19 protein-coding genes and 1 CRISPR repeat array are annotated in these 16,681 nt (G+C 65.0%); of the genes, 4 read left to right on the forward strand and 15 right to left on the reverse strand.

Annotated elements, in window-relative coordinates; genetic code table 11:
• The first annotated feature begins 251 nt into the window (after positions 1–251).
• Positions 252–875 (forward strand): HAD-IA family hydrolase, encoded by a 624-nt coding sequence (locus tag KGQ19_RS11235; protein WP_212009031.1) that lies wholly within the window; start codon positions 252–254, stop codon positions 873–875.
• On the opposite strand, the gene KGQ19_RS11240 is transcribed toward KGQ19_RS11235, so the two are convergent.
• On the reverse strand, positions 861–2,318 hold the full coding sequence (locus KGQ19_RS11240) for a helix-turn-helix domain-containing protein (protein WP_212009032.1): 1,458 nt from the start codon (positions 2,316–2,318) through the stop codon (positions 861–863). The genes KGQ19_RS11235 and KGQ19_RS11240 overlap by 15 nt on opposite strands.
• Positions 2,319–2,402: 84 nt before the next feature.
• On the opposite strand from KGQ19_RS11240, the gene KGQ19_RS11245 reads away from it, so the two are divergent.
• Together KGQ19_RS11245 and KGQ19_RS11250 are read left to right on the forward strand one after the other, a co-directional pair.
• Entirely contained in the window at positions 2,403–2,639 is a 237-nt protein-coding gene (locus KGQ19_RS11245; RefSeq protein ID WP_212009033.1) for a hypothetical protein, read from the forward strand.
• Between the two features lie 3 nt (positions 2,640–2,642).
• Positions 2,643–3,827, forward strand: coding sequence for a helix-turn-helix domain-containing protein (locus tag KGQ19_RS11250; protein WP_212009034.1), 1,185 nt, complete (start codon positions 2,643–2,645; stop codon positions 3,825–3,827).
• Between the two features lie 221 nt (positions 3,828–4,048).
• Here KGQ19_RS11250 and KGQ19_RS11255 read toward each other — a convergent pair whose 3' ends face one another.
• Genes KGQ19_RS11255 through KGQ19_RS11290 form a run of 8 tightly spaced genes read right to left on the reverse strand, consistent with a single transcriptional unit; the run spans position 4,049 to position 9,711 of the window.
• Positions 4,049–4,462 (reverse strand): TadE family protein, encoded by a 414-nt coding sequence (locus KGQ19_RS11255; RefSeq protein WP_268907783.1) that lies wholly within the window; start codon positions 4,460–4,462, stop codon positions 4,049–4,051.
• The gene (locus KGQ19_RS11260) at positions 4,459–4,893 is read right to left on the reverse strand and encodes a TadE family protein (RefSeq protein WP_212009036.1); all 435 of its coding nucleotides are present in this window, start codon (positions 4,891–4,893) and stop codon (positions 4,459–4,461) included. The genes KGQ19_RS11255 and KGQ19_RS11260 overlap by 4 nt, the downstream gene beginning before the upstream one ends.
• Entirely contained in the window at positions 4,890–5,132 is a 243-nt protein-coding gene (locus tag KGQ19_RS11265; protein WP_212009037.1) for a hypothetical protein, read from the reverse strand. Before KGQ19_RS11265 ends, KGQ19_RS11260 begins: the two co-directional genes overlap by 4 nt.
• Before the next feature lie 38 nt (positions 5,133–5,170).
• Positions 5,171–6,061, reverse strand: a complete 891-nt coding sequence (locus KGQ19_RS11270; protein ID WP_212009038.1) for a type II secretion system F family protein — start codon at positions 6,059–6,061, stop codon at positions 5,171–5,173.
• A 5-nt stretch (positions 6,062–6,066) separates the two neighbouring features.
• Positions 6,067–7,014, reverse strand: a complete 948-nt coding sequence (locus KGQ19_RS11275; protein WP_212009039.1) for a type II secretion system F family protein — start codon at positions 7,012–7,014, stop codon at positions 6,067–6,069.
• Entirely contained in the window at positions 7,002–8,339 is a 1,338-nt protein-coding gene (locus KGQ19_RS11280) for a TadA family conjugal transfer-associated ATPase (protein WP_307856392.1), read from the reverse strand. Before KGQ19_RS11280 ends, KGQ19_RS11275 begins: the two co-directional genes overlap by 13 nt.
• The gene (locus KGQ19_RS11285; protein WP_212009040.1) at positions 8,336–9,106 is read right to left on the reverse strand and encodes a P-loop NTPase family protein; all 771 of its coding nucleotides are present in this window, start codon (positions 9,104–9,106) and stop codon (positions 8,336–8,338) included. Before KGQ19_RS11285 ends, KGQ19_RS11280 begins: the two co-directional genes overlap by 4 nt.
• Positions 9,106–9,711 (reverse strand): SAF domain-containing protein, encoded by a 606-nt coding sequence (locus KGQ19_RS11290; RefSeq protein ID WP_212009041.1) that lies wholly within the window; start codon positions 9,709–9,711, stop codon positions 9,106–9,108. The genes KGQ19_RS11285 and KGQ19_RS11290 overlap by 1 nt, the downstream gene beginning before the upstream one ends.
• A 204-nt stretch (positions 9,712–9,915) precedes the next feature.
• On the opposite strand from KGQ19_RS11290, the gene KGQ19_RS50980 reads away from it, so the two are divergent.
• A complete protein-coding gene (locus KGQ19_RS50980; RefSeq protein ID WP_268907784.1) occupies positions 9,916–10,047 on the forward strand; it encodes a hypothetical protein in 132 nt (43 codons plus the stop codon).
• Between the two features lie 733 nt (positions 10,048–10,780).
• On the opposite strand, the gene KGQ19_RS11295 is transcribed toward KGQ19_RS50980, so the two are convergent.
• The 6 genes from KGQ19_RS11295 to cas5e form a co-directional block, all read right to left on the reverse strand.
• Positions 10,781–11,329, reverse strand: coding sequence for a hypothetical protein (locus KGQ19_RS11295; RefSeq protein WP_212009042.1), 549 nt, complete (start codon positions 11,327–11,329; stop codon positions 10,781–10,783).
• 174 nt (positions 11,330–11,503) lie between these two features.
• Positions 11,504–12,259, reverse strand: coding sequence for a prepilin peptidase (locus tag KGQ19_RS11300; protein ID WP_438801863.1), 756 nt, complete (start codon positions 12,257–12,259; stop codon positions 11,504–11,506).
• Between the two features lie 3 nt (positions 12,260–12,262).
• Positions 12,263–13,754: a CRISPR direct-repeat array (repeat unit 28 nt; unit sequence GATCCACCTCCGCTCGCGCGGAGAGAAC).
• A gap of 21 nt (positions 13,755–13,775) precedes the next feature.
• Entirely contained in the window at positions 13,776–14,090 is a 315-nt protein-coding gene (gene cas2e, locus KGQ19_RS11305) for a type I-E CRISPR-associated endoribonuclease Cas2e (protein WP_212009044.1), read from the reverse strand.
• Positions 14,078–15,076, reverse strand: a complete 999-nt coding sequence (gene cas1e / locus KGQ19_RS11310; RefSeq protein WP_212009045.1) for a type I-E CRISPR-associated endonuclease Cas1e — start codon at positions 15,074–15,076, stop codon at positions 14,078–14,080. Before cas1e ends, cas2e begins: the two co-directional genes overlap by 13 nt.
• Before the next feature lie 89 nt (positions 15,077–15,165).
• Positions 15,166–15,822, reverse strand: a complete 657-nt coding sequence (gene cas6e / locus KGQ19_RS11315) for a type I-E CRISPR-associated protein Cas6/Cse3/CasE (protein WP_212009046.1) — start codon at positions 15,820–15,822, stop codon at positions 15,166–15,168.
• Complete coding sequence (gene cas5e, locus KGQ19_RS11320) at positions 15,819–16,652, reverse strand: type I-E CRISPR-associated protein Cas5/CasD (protein WP_212009047.1); 834 nt, start codon at positions 16,650–16,652, stop codon at positions 15,819–15,821. Before cas5e ends, cas6e begins: the two co-directional genes overlap by 4 nt.
• Positions 16,653–16,681 lie beyond the last annotated feature (29 nt).

Consider the following 16,681-nt stretch of genomic DNA (forward strand, 5'->3'; position numbering starts at 1 on the left):
TTCATTGGCTGAATTCATGGGCTCGTGGTCGCTAGGATCGGTCGCGAAATCGTGCAGGAACATCGCGGACAGAACCGCGCCAGCGTATAAAGCCACAGGTCGCCGCGTTGGAGAGCCGAACACGTGTCGTTGCGACGTCACCCCATCGGGCGATCAGCCCAACGAGGCGCCGGAGCAATGACTCGGGTGGTGGTGGCGATCCAAGAACGGCGCCACTGCCGTCAAGGTCGCCGTCCCCATAGGGTGGGTTCATGAGCGCGCGACGATTCAACGGCCTCATCCTCGACTTCTTCGGCGTCCTGACATCGAACATGGTCGAGGTCACCACACAGTTCGTACTACGGGAAAAGCTTCATCCCTCAGCATTCCTGCGCGCGTGGTCCGACCCCCGCGGACAGGAGCTCTACCGGAAGCTGGAGCTGGGCGAGATCGATCAGGCGGCCTGGAACACAGGGTTCGCTCCGCTGATCGGTGCCGAGCCGGACAACCTCATGGAACGCATGTGCTGGGACCTGTACCCGGCTCATGAAGTACTGAAGGTAGCCAAACAAGCGCGAGCAGCAGGCATAAGGACAGCAGTGCTGTCGAACTCCATGGGACGCCAGCCATACGACCCGTATGCGCCATACGACCTGCGCGGCAATTTCGATGAGGTCGTGCTGTCGGGCGAACACGGCATGCGTAAGCCCGATCCTGCGATTTTCCGCCTCGTTCTGGAACGGCTCGGGTTGACCGCTGAGCAGTGCGTGTTCGTCGACGACTCGGAGGAAAACCTTCAGGCTGCTTCGGACCTCGGGATGACGATCGTGTTCTCGCTGGACGAACGCGTGGTCGCACAGAGGCTCCGGATGTTGTTCGGTCTACCCGACCTGTAGAAACTCCCTCACCGCGGGATTTGATGTGTGCGCTGCTAGTTTGCGTCGCAACCCGACCAGCGTCGAAGACGAGCGGGCCGAATCAACCGAGCCTAGACAGCGGGCGGCATGCCGGGCCTGCGCCACAGCCGCGTCAAGGTCGTGCATAGCCAAGTGAGCCTCGGCAGCGCGGGCAAGGTAGATGGCATGGGACCGTGGATACTGGACGTCTCCGGGGTAGACGGCTTGAGCGGCGTTGAAGCAACTCAGGGCTCTGGAAGGATCGTTCATTTCCAGCGCCGACGAGCCGGCGATCATCTCCACTTCTCCTCTGGTAACCCAGTACAGGAACGGCGGATCATCGTCGTGCGGGCCCTTGTCCACCAGTACGCGGGCGGCCTCCAGAGCCCGGGCGCTTCCACGGAGGTCGTTCGTTTTGGACAATGCTCGCGCTTTGCGGGCGGCGAGCATGGCGCGCATCTTCGGCGTGGCATTGCGGGACACTGACGTCTCCGCTGCGTCCAGGAGGTTGACCGCGTTCTGCGGGTTGCCCGCGGTGTAGTGCTGAATCGCCATGAACGACATCGCGTAGGCCCCGGCGATCGCGTCCCCCGCTGTGGCCGAGGCCCGGAGTGAGGTTTCGAAGAACCGTTCTGCCGATGCGTGCCGACCGGAGTCGAACATGTTCCACGCGACCTGCCGGGCTGCCTCGCTTGCCATGCTGTACGCATTGTCTTCGGCGGTGCCGTTCAGATGCCCGGCTCTGAGGAGTTCGACGATCATCGCGAGCTCGCTGCGCGCGTAGCGTGCGATGTCACCGCTGCCGAACTCATCATCGAGGTGCCTCAGGTAATCGAGTCGCTTCTCGATATGACCGAGTAGTCGTGGCGCAGCGACAAGCGGGGGGCTGCTCGCTGTCGCCGGCTCGTCTTGGGCCCCGAGGGCCGTGGACCAGTGACCGATCAACGTGGTCAACGCCGCCGCACCTGTTGTCACGACGAAGTTCCGACGGTCCAAGCCGCCTCCATTTGCCATTTCCGTCAGGGCCGCGAAGGCCCCCTGACGGTTCCATGGTGCCTCCTGCGCAGCCGTTCCGTCGACCATTGCGCCGAATGCGCCACCGGTCGCCAAGACGCGGTCGTAGGCCTTGGCGACGTCGCAAGTGACGGGCTTCGTCCCGTTCTCCACGTTGCGCAGGTGACTCTCAGAGTAGCCCGCTGCACGCGCGAACACGTTGAAGGCCAGCCCCGAACGCCGCCGAGCGGCTCGCAGTTCGGCTCCTAGCTCTTCCGTCATGATGCCGCCCTTGCCGGAAAAGGAATCGCCTGGGAATCGGTCAGCGTCATTGTTCCCCGTCCGGTGACGCGGTGTGCTCATTTCGGCGCAGATCGCGTCGGCCTTACGGGAAAGCGGGAGGAAATCGTGGGCCTCACCAGCATCGACGAGCCTTTCGATGGTTCGCACACCACAGCACCCCCAAAGTGTGAGAGCGCGAAGGCTTCGATCCTCAGCCGAGTCACGCAAGAGGGTCACACAGACAGCTATGGCGTGTTGCTGCACCTCGTCGCAGTCATGGGCAGGGAGCCGAAGGCACTCAACCCTCGAACGGAGAAAGAGCTCGCCGAGTGGAGCGGCCACTTCCGGGGCTTGAAATCCGCGCTGCTTTGCCTGGTGATGCACGAACGGAAGGTTGAGCCCAGTTCCGCCGCACTGGTCGTCTATCGGCACGTCAAGAGCGCAACGGACGATCTGGACCGTCGCGGCGGCAGCGAGACCGGAGGGTGAGCCATGTCCTACTGGTCCAAGACCTTCGACGGACGTCCTGAACACGTATCGGAAGTAAGGGAGTTCACGCGCAAGGCGATCGGTGACTATGACGGTGTCGACCTGGTGGAACTGGTCGCCTCCGAGCTGGCTGGCAATGCGGTCCGGCACAGCGACAGCGGCGAACCTGGCGGAGAGTTCACGCTGCATCTTGCGACGTTCCTCGACCGATGGCAGGTCCGCGTAGATGACGCGGGCGGGCCGAAGGTGCCGCACATCTGCGAGCCGAAGCCGATCGACAGCATCGCGGACCTGGATGCTTTCGGCGACGAGGTCGAGACCGGACGAGGCTTGGCACTCGTCGCGGCGGTGTCGTCGAAATGGGGCGTGCTCGGAGACCAGGCCGGCCACGCTGTGTGGGTCGAGATCTTGATGCCCCAGGAGATGGCTGCGCGAAAGGTGTTCGGAGTTCGTGGGACCGTCCACAGGGGCTGGAGCGCCATGACGCTGCGAGTTGACGATGCGGCGGAGCAGAACCTCGCACGGATCGTCGGTGGCCTGCGAGCTGTACGACTGGTTACCACACTTTCCCAGAACGCCCTGTCGTCAGGTCTGCCAGTTCGGGGAAGAGCAATCTCCGAGTGGGAGACCGGACTCGTAGAACCGACCTTGGATCACCTGATGCAGTGGTCGCGTGAGCTCGGCCGACGCCTCGTGATCGTCGGTCCGGACAACGAATTGCGGGATGGATCACCACGTCCGCGCGCTGGCGAGACCTGGGAGGTTCTCCAGAGACGACGGCTGGCTTCGCCTTTGAGAAACCGTCGCTTGGCCTTGCGGCTGACACAGAAGGAACTCGGTGAACTGGTCGGCGTCAGCCGGGACTCGATCCAACGGTGGGAGCACGCTCACGTACCTCCGCGACCGATTGCGCTGATCGTTTGGGCGCACAAGCTGGAGTGCTCCCTGGCCCTGCAGGCAATCGATGTGCCAGCCACCGGGCTGGTCTCAGGAGTCGGCGGATTCGGGGTGCGCGGTGGCGGCGGCGTGCATGGTCATGGTGTTCATGCCGATCAGCCCGAGCAGCCAGGTGCGGTGCGAGGCGGAAACAGTAACGGTCACAGCACCAGAGGTCGCTGTGACGCTTCCACTGTCACCAGTGGCCGCCAGGTATTGCTTGGCCGCCAAGGCAGCAGCGGTCTCGTCTAGGACACGTGTCCCGGTGCGGTGGAAGATCCCGATGTCGAGCTGTTCGGCTCCGGCGCGAGCGGCCTCAGACGCCTCGTCCACGGCCCGGACTTGCGTGGCCAAGGCGGATCCGCCGTCGCCGACGAGACCGGTGAACAGCAATAGCGCGGCGAACACGATGACGATGACGATGAACGCCGTTACCGATCCATCTTCCGGATCTCGATACCTCAGCCTGCGGATCACGGAGCGTCCGCCTGACGCCAGGTGTCGATCCCGGACACCATCCGCTCGCTGATCTGTATTGTGCCTGGGAAGCCGACACCAGTGATGTCCGCGAGCCGCGGATGGCAATCCACTGTCACGGCGACAGTGCCACCTGGGCGGAATGCGGAGGTGTCGACGATGACATTCGGGTGCGGGCACGACATGCTGCTGTCGGCATCCACCGTCGCGTACGCGGCGGCGACGGCCTGATCCGCGCTGCGGGCCAGCGACGCAGCCCGTGCAGCTGAGCCGGCGGCGGTCTCGGCCAGCATCTGCGCCTCGGTAACGCGCCCCAGACCGACGGTGAACAAAACCACCAGTATCAACAGAGGAGTGGCTACAACGAGCTCGACGGCCGCACTACCCTCCTCACGGTCTCGCGACGTCATGATGCGGCGGCGGTGGTCAGGGCCTCGTTCGGAGTACGTGCGACCGAGGAGACCTTCAGGTGGAGGAATGGCACGACCGTCGCAACGGTGCCGGAGATCCGCACCGTCGTGAGCGTCGCGCTCCTGGTGACTGCGACATCGGTGGCGGTGAGAAAGCCAGCTCCGACAGTTCCCAGAATCCGGTGCGCTTCAGACGTCCCGTTATCGATTTTGCCGTGTTCGCTGCTGGTGCCAGCCGCCGCCTGTGCGGCGGCGGCCTGGGCGACGTGCAGCGCGCAGAAGTACACCGCGAACTGCACGATCACCATGAGCACGAGCAGCATCACCGGCGTAATCACGACCATCTCTACTGTTGATGAGCCGTCGTCGGCGGTCCGAGACGTCAGGGCACGACCGGACCTAGTCGGCGGCATCTTCTGCAAACGGGTCACGGATTCGTGTTGAGGCTCGGGGTGTCGAGGCTGATGCTGTGGGCCTTGGCGATCACGGCATTACCGATGATCGTCGCCACCCCGATGGCGATCAGCGCGAAGGCTGCGGTGATGATGGCTGTCTGTAGCGCATCACCGGCTTCGGGGTCGGACTTGGCAATACGTTCGAGGTGGCTGCTAGCGCGTTCCCGCAGCGTCGAGAGACGGACGGCGTAGGCCGCGGCCAGGCGGTACATCATCTTCAGGGTGCTCCATTCTCTTGGGGGATGGCATACAGCTACTGAAAGGTGGTCATGATCCGGTAGACAGATGGAAAGCCGAGGATCAGGAGGAATGCGAAGAGGATCAGACCGACCGGAATGTGCATCATCTCGGTGGCCGAGGCCGTCTGACCTTCACTTTCGGCCTGGAGGCGTCCGCGCAACGCTGTGGACTTGGCAGTCAGGGAGTCTGCGATGCGTGCGCCTTCAGCTCCAGCCAGCCTGATCGAGGCGCCGAGTTCGGAGAGTTCTGGGAGGTCGATCTCGTTGCCGAGTTCGCCATAGCAGTCCCAGATCGAGCGTCGCGACAGCCTCGATTTCGTTGCCGCGGCACGAAAACGGGCAAAACTCGGCCCACTGCCGATCGCGGCTGCGCTGGCCAGGGCTTCCTCGATGCCATCTCCGGACTGCAGGCTGGTGGAGGCGAACGACAACAGCGCGCCCAGCGCGGCACGGGACTCGGCCCGCGCAGTGCGAGCTCTCGCGCGAGTGTCGAAGTCGGGAACGAGGAACAAGGCCGCGCCGAGCACCAAGCCCATGCAGACCACGACCGCGTTCGGCAGTCCGACGCCGCCAGCGGTGAGCATCAGCTGGAACAAGGCTGGCATGAGCAATCCGGCAACGGCCGCGGTGACCTTCTTCGTCAGGAACGTATCGGGGTCCTGGCCGGTCAGCGCCAGGTCCGTCATGAGTCGATCGCCTGGCAGGCCGAACGCGGACAGCGCTCGGATCGCCGGGGCAGTCAGCCACTGTTCCAGACCGGGCCGTGCAGAGGCGGCCGGTGCCGACGTCTCGGCAGGCGTCTCGCTGGCGAGGATTTGTTCGGCTTCGGCCAGGCCGATAGCCGGGGGCCGGATCCCGTAGAGGAGGGCTGTCAGCCCGAGACCGAATCCCGCGCCCCAAAGCATCGCAATCAACGTGTCGCCTCCGTATCTCGTGCGCCTCGGGGGCGGGGCGGGATCGTGGCCGACAAACCGCCTACCTCTGGGGCCTGGTTCAATGCGTCCAGCCGGGTCAGGAACCTAGGCACGGAGGCCGGACGAGCGATGCGGATCAACCAGGCGAATCCGGCGGCGAAGATACCGCCGGCGACTCCGAGGTCGAGTTGCCCGGCTGCGGTCGAAAACGGATCGAGGTAGGTGGCGTCAGCGACCAATAGCAGGATCGTGATGCCGAGAATCACGGCGGTGATCACGCGCACGGCAGTGCGGATCTGAGCGCGGGCGGCCACCGTCCGGCGCATGGCCAACGCCTGGCCACGGGCTTCGGAGGCGAGCGCGGTAAGCGTGGCGGGCAGATTGCGGGACGGTCTACCGTTGGCGTGGATCAGAGTGGCACAGATCAGGTCAGCGATCGGATCGGCGAGCGTTTCGTCCAGCTTCCCGAGTGCATCGGTGACTTTCACACCGTGCCGCAGATCGTTGTGCAGCGTGCGCAGTGGTGCCTCGATCGCTTTCGGCGGTACGGCGGACGCGGCAAGTACCGCCTCGGTCAGCCCAGAAGCCGCCGACAGAGTGTCTCGGAGCATCTCGGCGAACCCGGCGCAGCCTTCAGTGCGGGCGATGATCCGCTCGGATTCGCTGTCTGGCCCGAGCACGGCTGGAAGCCACCAGCATCCAGCGGTAGCCAGCACTCCGGCCACCGGCCAGCCTGTGGCCGCGACCGCCGCGATCCCAACCGCCAGACTGAGAAGAAGCCTGCGCCATTTGACGAGCAGCGGACGCAGGTCGATATTCACAGCCAGCCGCGGGTTTGGACGGCTGCGCGACGCCTTGGGCCGGAAGGCGTGGCGGACCATCAGCAGGCCGATCCCGAACCCCGTCCCGCACAACGCGCCGAACAGGCCGTTCACGATGCCCACGCCGGAACGTCGAACCAGGCACAGTCGAAGCCGGCTTCTTCCAGCAGTTCCAGTTTCTCGTCGCTCGGGACGACGTTGAACACCCCGCGTCGGTCCGAACGTTGTTTGAAGATCTCGTTCGACACGACGTCCTCGCCGCGAGCGTTCGCGACCTCCCGGATCGACGACACCACCCGGACCTTGTCCTCGTGACTGCCCTTGGACCACTTCAGCTGGATCACCAGATGGACCGAGTTCGCGACCATCAGAGCCGTGGACGCTGGTGACAAACGCTCGGGAGCTTGTGCAGCATAGGAGGCGAGCTTCCCAAAGGCGCCGCGCGAATCAGAGGCGTGAATCGTGGCCATACTGCCATCAATGCCTTGTGACATGACGTTACATACCGATACAACTTCCTCGCCCCGGATCTCCCCGAGGATCACTCGGTCGGGCGAGCCTCGCAGCGCCATCCGCACCAGCTCGGCCTGATTGATACCGCCGACGTTTTGGGTGTTCGGGTACTTGACCTGGTACGCGGTGACGTCGGGATGCCGCTCCGGATCGTACAGCCCGAGTTCATAGACGTCTTCGATGGTGATCAGCCGCTCGTCAGGCGGGATCGCTGAGGCGAGCGCGCGCAGCATGGTCGTCTTGCCCAAACCCGGTCCCCCGGAAATGAGGATATTGAGCGTTGCGCGGACAGCAGCCTGCAGGAACTCGTACAACACGTCGTCGAGCGTGCCCAAATCTCGGAGCGTGGCGAGCGTTGCGTCAGGAAAACGGTGACGCCTGATAGAGACTGTTGGGCGGTCGCACACGCCCATTGCGGCGAACAACCGCGAGCCGTCCCCCAACTTGAGGTTGATGCTCGGTTGCTCCCGGTCGAACCGCCTCTCCTCGGCACCCGGACGGGCCGCGAGCACGCGGATCAGCTCGATCAGCTCGCTGTCCGAAGCTGCGACCGGCGTCTTCCCTTCCGCCCGTCGGCCGTCGGAAAACTTCAGACGGACATTGTCATACCCATTGCAGTTGATGTTCTCAATGGATAGATCATCCAGATACGGCTGGAATCCGCCGTGGCCAAACAGCACGTCGACGACCTGGCCAGCGATCCGCTCCTCGGCCTCGGCGTCCAGGTAGTGCGCCCCGACCGACAACGACCGCTTGGCGTGCACCGCAAGTTCGCCCTCGGTGATCGCAGCGACCATCTCTCGTCGGCGTTGTTCGGGGACCGGCCGCCCCGTCAGTTCCTCCTCTTCTTGGCATAGCTCGGCCAATCGGATACCGACCGTGGTGGCGATCTGCGATCCGATCCCAGCTTCCGACTTAAGGCTGATCTCGGTCACGCGGAAGCTCCTACTCCTGTAGCAGTGCGGGCAGCGTGCGGCGCCACGCCAGCGACGAGCCTTCGCCCGATAAGCATGTCTCCGATGCCGACGGCGGCTTCTCGGAATCCGGCCTGGGTGTGGTCGCGGCGGAGCCGGTCCACAACCCGGGAGGCCGCGCCCGTCGGCAGCAACGGCAATGTGCCCCAAACCGGCAGTTCCAGCAGCCATGTCAGCTCAGCCGGCGAGTAACCAGAACCGACCAATACGAGCCCGACATCAGGATGAAGTTCTCTGATGCGCCCGAGGGCAGCCTTTAGCCCGAGGGCGTGTTCAACCACCGGCCGGATCACGAGGATCAGCGACTCGGCGCGGGCAAGCACTGCGCAGGTCTCGGCATCACGCGGGTCCAACCGTCCGCAGTCGGCGAACACGACAGCCTCCGAGTCCGCGGCAACCGTCGCCAAGAGCCCACCCGGCTTTGCCAACACCGCGATCAGCGGACGCAGCCGCTCGCCGTCCTCTGGCGCAGTCACCACCGCGGCTCCAGCCGATGTCGTGCGAGTGTGCTCGGCCAGCAGTCGGGCATCGCCGCCGTGTCGGGCGGCGCTGGCCAGGGCTTCAACTGTCCGGGATCCGGGGATCAGAAACCGGCAGGCCGCGGAACCACCGCGCGGATCGCACTCCAGTACGACTGCGCTCTGCGGACCAGGCCAGGACTCGGCAAGCGCAAGCGCAGTCGTGGTCACACCCGGCGCGCCGCGCCACGATCCCACCGCGAACAGCATCAGTTGCCCGCTGACGGTGGCAGTACGGCAAGGGATACCCCAGACGGGCCGGCCGAGGCGACTTTCTGGATCGAGGTCTGGTCCATCAGGAGATCGGCGACCGTGCCGCCTTGACCGTCTGATCTCCCGACCTTTGTCACCACCGCATACGTCGGGACCGGCGCGGGAGCGACTGCCGCAGTATTGGTCGTCGGCGTCGGAAGCTGGCTGTCGCCCGCGACTACGACCTGGACTCGGTCACCGGCCGCCAGATCCAGCGGGTAGGCGCCGGCCCGAAGCGCCACAGCCAGCTCGGCCTGCCCGGCAGGCGGGAACGTCGACTTCCCGATGTCGGTAACGTTTAACAGCGATCCCGGCGTCAGCGGCACGGCTACCGTCCGTCCGACCACTTTCGAGGCCATCGAAGCGTCGATAGTCCCCACACCAGCCTCGGCAGCCACAGGAATCGTGCGCAGTGCGTCGGAGGTGATCGTCTGGCCTGCGGCCAGCGGCTCCGCGACCACGAGCACGGGGGACTTCTGACTAAGCAGTCCCGACGCGGCGGAAAACCCGACCGCCGTGGCGACGACTGTCAGACCGCCGCCGATCGCCCACGGCAGCTGCATCCTTCGCGGAGCCGACAGCAGTCCTGTCCTGAGCTGCTTCTTTCCTGCCTGGCGGGACGGATCGGGAGCGGTACGTCCGGGCGGAACTTGGCCCGGGCGCGTAATCTGCGTGGTCATATACGTGTCCTGTGTGTTCTTCGTTGTCGGTCGCGTCAGTTAGAGACGCCGGTGACCAGTGCCTGAACCTCGGAGACCTGGACCTGCGTGCCAGACGATGTGCGCAGGTTGGGGAAGGTCCCGCTGCTGTTCCCGGTCCCGGACCACGCCACTTGCCAATCCACCGTCGCGGTCACCGGGAACGACCCGCCCTGCAACGTCGCCGACGGCCGCTGGTAGGTGTATCCACAAGTTGGGGATAGCGATGGAGGATGCGCCGATGGATCGGATGGATAGGGCGTCCCCGGCCCGTGGCACGTCACGCTTCTGCCGTCGCCCATCGACCATGTGACCGACACAGGCGTCGCGCTCGCGGTCACCGACGCCCCACCCGCCGACGCACGCGCCGTGAGCGGAGCCCACATTGCGGTGGGGACCGAAAGCCATAGCGGCATTCCGACCAACTCCGGCCGCGTGCTCGGCGGACTCAACACCAGCGTCGGAGCTGGAGGCTTCAGCTGCTTGTAGGCGACTTGGGCAAGGGCTGACGGCGTAGCAGGAGCCGCCGCCGGGACCCAGACGATGTCGCCGACCATCGGACGCAGCATCTTGCCCATCTTGAGGATGTCATCTGCGTTTCCGCTGCATTGCTCGCGCATCCAGGACCCGGCTTCGCCCACGTGAGAATCAGCCGGGCTCATTGCCGACGGCGGAACGAAGCTCGGGTCGGGCGTGAAGTAGCAGACAACGGGTGGCGGCCGTCCCGGCCCTGATGCAGCAACCGGCGCAGCGGTTTTAGCCGGCGTAGAGCTGGCGCCCAGGTCGCACTCGGCAGTCTCGCACTGGATCTCAGCAATCGTGTCGCTGATTACCGGAGACTTGGACTGCTGACCAGCGGGAACCGACGTCGTTGGGGAAGGCGGAGGCGCCGGGATCACGGTCGCGAGCAGCATCGCGAGCGCCCCCACCGAGGTCAGCATGTACCCGCGGGGTGGAAGACGAACTTGCTGACTTTCCACACGCCGTCGATATCGTCGACTTGCACGTCAACCGCATGGCGTCCCCCAACGCCGGGGATCTGGGTCCCGTCGGTCTTGAACTGAAGCCATGTGGAGGCGTCCGCGCAATCGGCCAAGATCGCCTCGGTTGGAGTTCCCTGCGGCGTCAACTTCACGACTCGTGGGCTATCAGCGGGTCGCCCCTTGCTCACCACACCTGCGGCCTGCGCGGCCGCGACGGTTCTGACGAGTTTTGACAGCGCATCACCACTGGTATGGCGGGTCAGGATCGGATCCTGATAGTTCGAAGTCTTCGATACAGCCGTCCAGTCGGCCATCATCCCGTCGTACGCAGCCAGTGCATTTCGGCTTGCGATAGACACCGGGTCGGTTGGCAGGATGGAGGATGGCGCCGATGCCGGCGTGTGCGGTGATGGCCGCATCGAGCTACCGCAACTGGCGGTCAGCACCGTGACCAAGGCGTACACGACGAGGGCCACACGACCGACATGCTTCCCCGCCACAGCGATCCTCCCGAGTCTGGTGTATTCGAGCCGCGCCGACTCGAAAACTTGATGACGACTACTTCAGTCCATCAGCAAACGTGAGGAAAGCAACAAAGCACTGATATCACTCGAAAGTGGTAACTATGGGTATTATCGAGCTGGGTATTCGATCGACGGATCCCTCCGGACCGTTCAGAGAATGACAGCGACCAACGTTCCCGCCACCAAGAACGGCCCCAGCGGGATACGCTCGCTGCTCCCCGCGCGGATGCCGCTGAAGACGATGAAGATCGCCGCAAGGACAAACGCCGCGAGCATGCCGGTGTAGACCGCGGTCCAGCTTCGGAAGCCTATGACCAGCCCGAGGAGACCAGCCAACTTGACGTCGCCGAGTCCCACTCCGCGCACAAACGCTGATGCAAAGAACAAGGCCACAAGGAGAATCGCAGCTGCAGCCGCCCGCACGGTAGATCCTTGGTCCGGGGATACACCCTCGGCAACGCAGAACATGATGACGAGAATCGGATAAGACGGCAGAGTCAGACAATCTGGCAGCTTCCCCGTCGTCGCGTCGATCGCCGCCAACGGTACGCCGACCACGACGAAGTACAGATACGCGGGAAGCTGAGGGGCCATACCAAGGCGTACAACCAGCAGCGACGCTGCGACCACAGCGCCGATGACAGCGCTGGTCACAACGGGCCGCGTTGCCCGAAGCACCCGCGCTTGATGGCCGATCGTCGTGATCGGTACCTGGGTTCGATCCATATCGTTGGCACCCTTACCTCGCCGAGTTCCATCCCCGCGCATACTCGACGACCAGGGACTTGCCACGATGACAGAAAGATCCTCCCAGGAGTAGTCGCCTTGATCTTTGAAGCGCGGCCTCGCGGCTTCCGCCGCTCGCGCGGAGAGAACTACCGCCTTGGCGATCTCCTTGGCTCTCATCGCGATCCACCTCCGCTCGCGCGGAGAGAACGAGCTGCTCGGCCCCCTCCCGCTCGAGGACGTCGATCCACCTCCGCTCGCGCGGAGAGAACTCCTGGCGGTCGGTGGCGGCGGGCGCCTCCGGCAATCCACCTCCGCTCGCGCGGAGAGAACGGTTCGGCTCTGAAGCTGTTGAACGATCTCGACGATCCACCTCCGCTCGCGCGGAGAGAACACCGCAACCGGCCGCCGTCCGGACCGACCGTGAAGATCCACCTCCGCTCGCGCGGAGAGAACTTCTCCGTCGCCGACGGCGCGGGCGCCATCATCGATCCACCTCCGCTCGCGCGGAGAGAACGTCCGGGGAGCGGCCGAGACGCTTCTTGGTCTCGATCCACCTCCGCTCGCGCGGAGAGAACGGCCTGCGCAAGCTGCTCGAAGCGAAGGACTGCGATCCACCTCCGCTCGCGCGGAGAGAACGCCAACTCGACACGCCGACGCGATGCCCGCGACGATCCACCTCCGCTCGCGCGGAGAGAACGACGCCATCCACGCGGCCGGCCTGAACGTCCGCGATCCACCTCCGCTCGCGCGGGGAGAACAAGGAGCGCCTGATGGTCACCCTCGACGAACTCGATCCACCTCCGCTCGCGCGGAGAGAACCTGACCGCACAGGCGATGCGAAATGACGCGACCGATCCACCTCCGCTCGCGCGGAGAGAACGACCACTACTTCTGCGGCCGGCACCGCGACCACGATCCACCGCCGCTCGCGCGGAGAGAACACAGCCGCCGGGTTCATCGTCTGGTCCTGGACCGATCCACCTCCGCTCGCGCGGAGAGAACCGTTGCCGGTGACGGTGCAGACACGGAGACTCCGATCCACCTCCGCTCGCGCGGAGAGAACTCGGCCTGCGCCTTTGCGGCGGCGGCCTGGGCCGATCCACCTCCGCTCGCGCGGAGAGAACGACGTCCACGAGCTGAAGACCTCCCGCTCCGACGATCCACCTCCGCTCGCGCGGAGAGAACAAAACGGCGCCCTGGATCATCTCGCAGTCGTAGATCCACCTCCGCTCGCGCGGAGAGAACCCGCGGAACACGCCGATCAGCGTCGAGCAGACCGATCCACCTCCGCTCGCGCGGAGAGAACGGCAGCAGCACCACCAAGTACTGGCTGCGCCCCGATCCACCTCCGCTCGCGCGGAGAGAACGACCTAGCCCCCGCGAGGATCCCGCCGTGAACCGATCCACCTCCGCTCGCGCGGAGAGAACGAGGTCAACGACATGCTCGCCGATCCCGATGCCGATCCACCTCCGCTCGCGCGGAGAGAACCCGGTGGCTTGCTGTCGGGCCTTCGCCCGCTGCGATCCACCTCCGCTCGCGCGGAGAGAACGCGACCGCCCCGGTGATTCGGGAGCCGTTGCGCGATCCACCTCCGCTCGCGCGGAGAGAACTCAGGGTCAGAGATACGGAATCGGCTGGAGCGCGATCCACCTCCGCTCGCGCGGAGAGAACCCTTCACGACCTGCACTACGGCTAGGACGTGGCCGTTTCGTTATCTTCTTCCAGCTGGTTCAACGCCACCAATGCCAGACCCTCAAAGTCGACGACCTCTCGCCTCCATGTCCCGGCTGTCTGAATTGCGAATCGCTGCTCGGTGTCGGCGGGATACACCAGCACCGCTGCGCCGTCGCTGACACTCGCTGACACCACGGCCCAAAGTTCTTCTCGAACCTTCGCAGACAGTGTTCCTACGTAGAGTCCGGGGGCTGGTTCTAGCATCCAGCGGCTAAGTGCGCCCCGGACATAGGCTGGGACAGCACTGGTGTTGATGACTGTCAGGTTGGCCATGAGCTGCTTGGTTCCTCATCGGCGTCGGTCCAGTCAGCGATGTCTTCCTTAGCCGGTGCGCCGACGCGGTCGGCGTAGTTTGTGCCTCCAGCGAGGGTTCCGGCTTGGGGATCCCACAGGTGCACAAGTTCGACGTCGTCGATGTCGAAGCCCTCGTCATCGGGCGCTTGAGCGCCATCGGGTTCGAGAAGGTTCTGGATGTCGCGAACGATCCGCGGCATGAGCCGATATAGCCGCAGCTTGCTACGGAAGGCACGTCGAGCGTCGCCTTCTGGGTCGTCCGAATTGTGCAGCGAGAAGGCCACCGGCAGCGTCAGCTCAGCCTTGTACAGGTCGGCGACGTCGTAAACGAAGGAATGGGTGGTGCCGGTGTGGACGAACCCAAGTCCCGGAGAGCAGCCGAGCGCGATGATCGCGGCGTGCACGATGCCGTAGAGACAGATGTTCGCGGCCGAAAGGGCCAGGTTGACGGGGTCTTGGCCTTCCCAATCATGGGGATCGTAGGAGCGTTTGAAGCGCGGTAGCCGGTGTTGTGTGGCCAACAGCCGGTATAGGGCCTTCATGCGCTGGCCTTCCAACCCGCGGAGTTGGGCGAGGTTCGTCGCCGCCGGCACCGTACCGCCAAAGCGCATCTGGTACATCCGCGCCGCAACGTCAAGTCGCGCCTGCTCGTCGGCCCACGCCGCGGCTTGGGCTTCGAGCCAGCGGCTGCTTTGGCCCGGAGCGACGATTCCGGCGTAGGTGCGAACGGCGGCGGCGCCGGTACACACCACAGTGGTTCCGTGGCGAGCTAGAGTCGCCAGAGCAGGAGCTGTGATCGAGGTGCCTGGCCCGAGTAGAAGGCAGCTGAGTGCCGCGGTAGGGATGCGCAGCCGCCTGACTGGCGCTGCCTCGGAAGGGAAGGCGATCAGTCCGGTGTCGTCCTGGATGATCCGCATCATGTCCAGGTAAAGGAAGGACAGGCTGTCGCCGATGCGCGGCAGCATCGCTGCGGTGGGTACGGCGATCTTCCGGCGTGCTTCCCGGCTGGTCGGGGCGGCCCGGGCCGCTGACGTGGGCTCCGGCGGCTGACCGGTCATCGTGTGGGTGCCAGGGTGAGCAGTCCGCAGCCGTATGACTTTCCGCGGCCTATTCCGGCGAGGATCCGGGTGCGGAGGAGTTGCGGGTCGGTGATGATGGCGGTGCCGTCAAACTGGGTGCGGGCGTGTCGCTGTGGCTGCTGGTCCCTTGTTTGGGGATCGGTGCGGAGTCCGGTGGCGGCGTTGACGGCTTGCGCGTCGATGCTGCGAACGTCCAGGCCTGAGAGCTCAGCCTGCCGTATCCACCACTGTTCGGCATCGGCGCCTGACAGGGGCACAATCTGATGCGGTTTGCCTGCTTTTGTATTGAGGCCAAGCTTCTGGGTGGCGTTTCCGGCCAGGCGATACCGCACGGGCAGACCGGGCCGCAGTGCATCGAGGAGCAGGTCCAGCGGTCGACTGATCACCTCGCCGTAGCCGGCGGGCAGGCGTTCGGCGTTGGGTTCGATCGTACTTTGGACGAGGATCGTGATCCCGCCGATGGCACTTTGGTCGACGCGAAACAGCACCCCTGCGGTTTGTCGGGCTTGGGGACCCAACTGGTCGGGAAACAGCTTCATGACGGTGTGGTGCATCTGGACTGCGTTGTTCAGGTCCGTCGCGGCTCGCTGGTGTCGTAGGTCTGGTGTAATGCGGGTGAGCCAGGTGGTCATTGATCGACCTCTGTGTTCGCGTCGGCTGGCGTGTTCGCCGTCATGGTTTGGAGGGTTGCCGCGAGGCGTTTGAGGTAGGGCGTGCCGAGTCCGGCGCATGAATCAGCAGGCGCGGCGAAGTCTCGCCGGTACAAGTCGCGTCGCCGGTAGGCGCGGTCCATCGCGCCGAAGGTGATATGCGGATCGTCGGTGATGGTGCTGGAGGTTTCGACACCGCGTGCTTCCCAACCTGTCGGTGTCGGCAGCTCCCGCATTGGCTGATCGGCCCAGTAAGTGACGTCGATGGTGTTGTCTGGTTTCCATGGCTGCGTTCGGTGAAGCGGCAGGGCGCCCAGGCTGTGCCAGGTGTCGTTGGAGGCGGTCACGTAGATCGGTGTTCCTGCGGGGCAGGATCTGCGACCCAGGTAAGGCGGCCAGAACGGTTTCTGCAGCGCCTCGCCGCATCGTGTAAGCAGCCCGGCGTCTTCGTCCGCGGAGCCGGCAGTGGTGACGGCGACTGTGAAGGCGGCGTCTTGAAGGTAGTAGCGGGTAGACACCAGGGTCGCGGTATCCCCGCCACGGCGTCCGCCTTCGGCTGTCGCGATGGTCCGTTCCCGGGGATAGCCGCCACCGACGGTGTGGAAGTCCCGCAGAAGGGTCCCAGGCCGGTCGACTCGTATCGTGAACCGCAGCTGGGCCAGCTCTCCGAACGGTTCGTCGCGGCGCACACCGCGCGCTGCGGCGATCATGCCGATCAGTCCGGAGCGGGTCGGCATACGGGCCGTGTCGCGCTGGGTGAATCGCGAGCGCTCGCCCCAAGACTGCACGGGCCCGGACAGATGCAGGATCAAGCCTGGTGCTGGCGTGTACGGGAGGTCGC

The sequence above is a fragment of the Catenulispora pinistramenti genome, from assembly GCF_018274385.1.
In the GTDB taxonomy this organism is placed as follows: Bacteria; Actinomycetota; Actinomycetes; order Streptomycetales; family Catenulisporaceae; genus Catenulispora; species Catenulispora pinistramenti.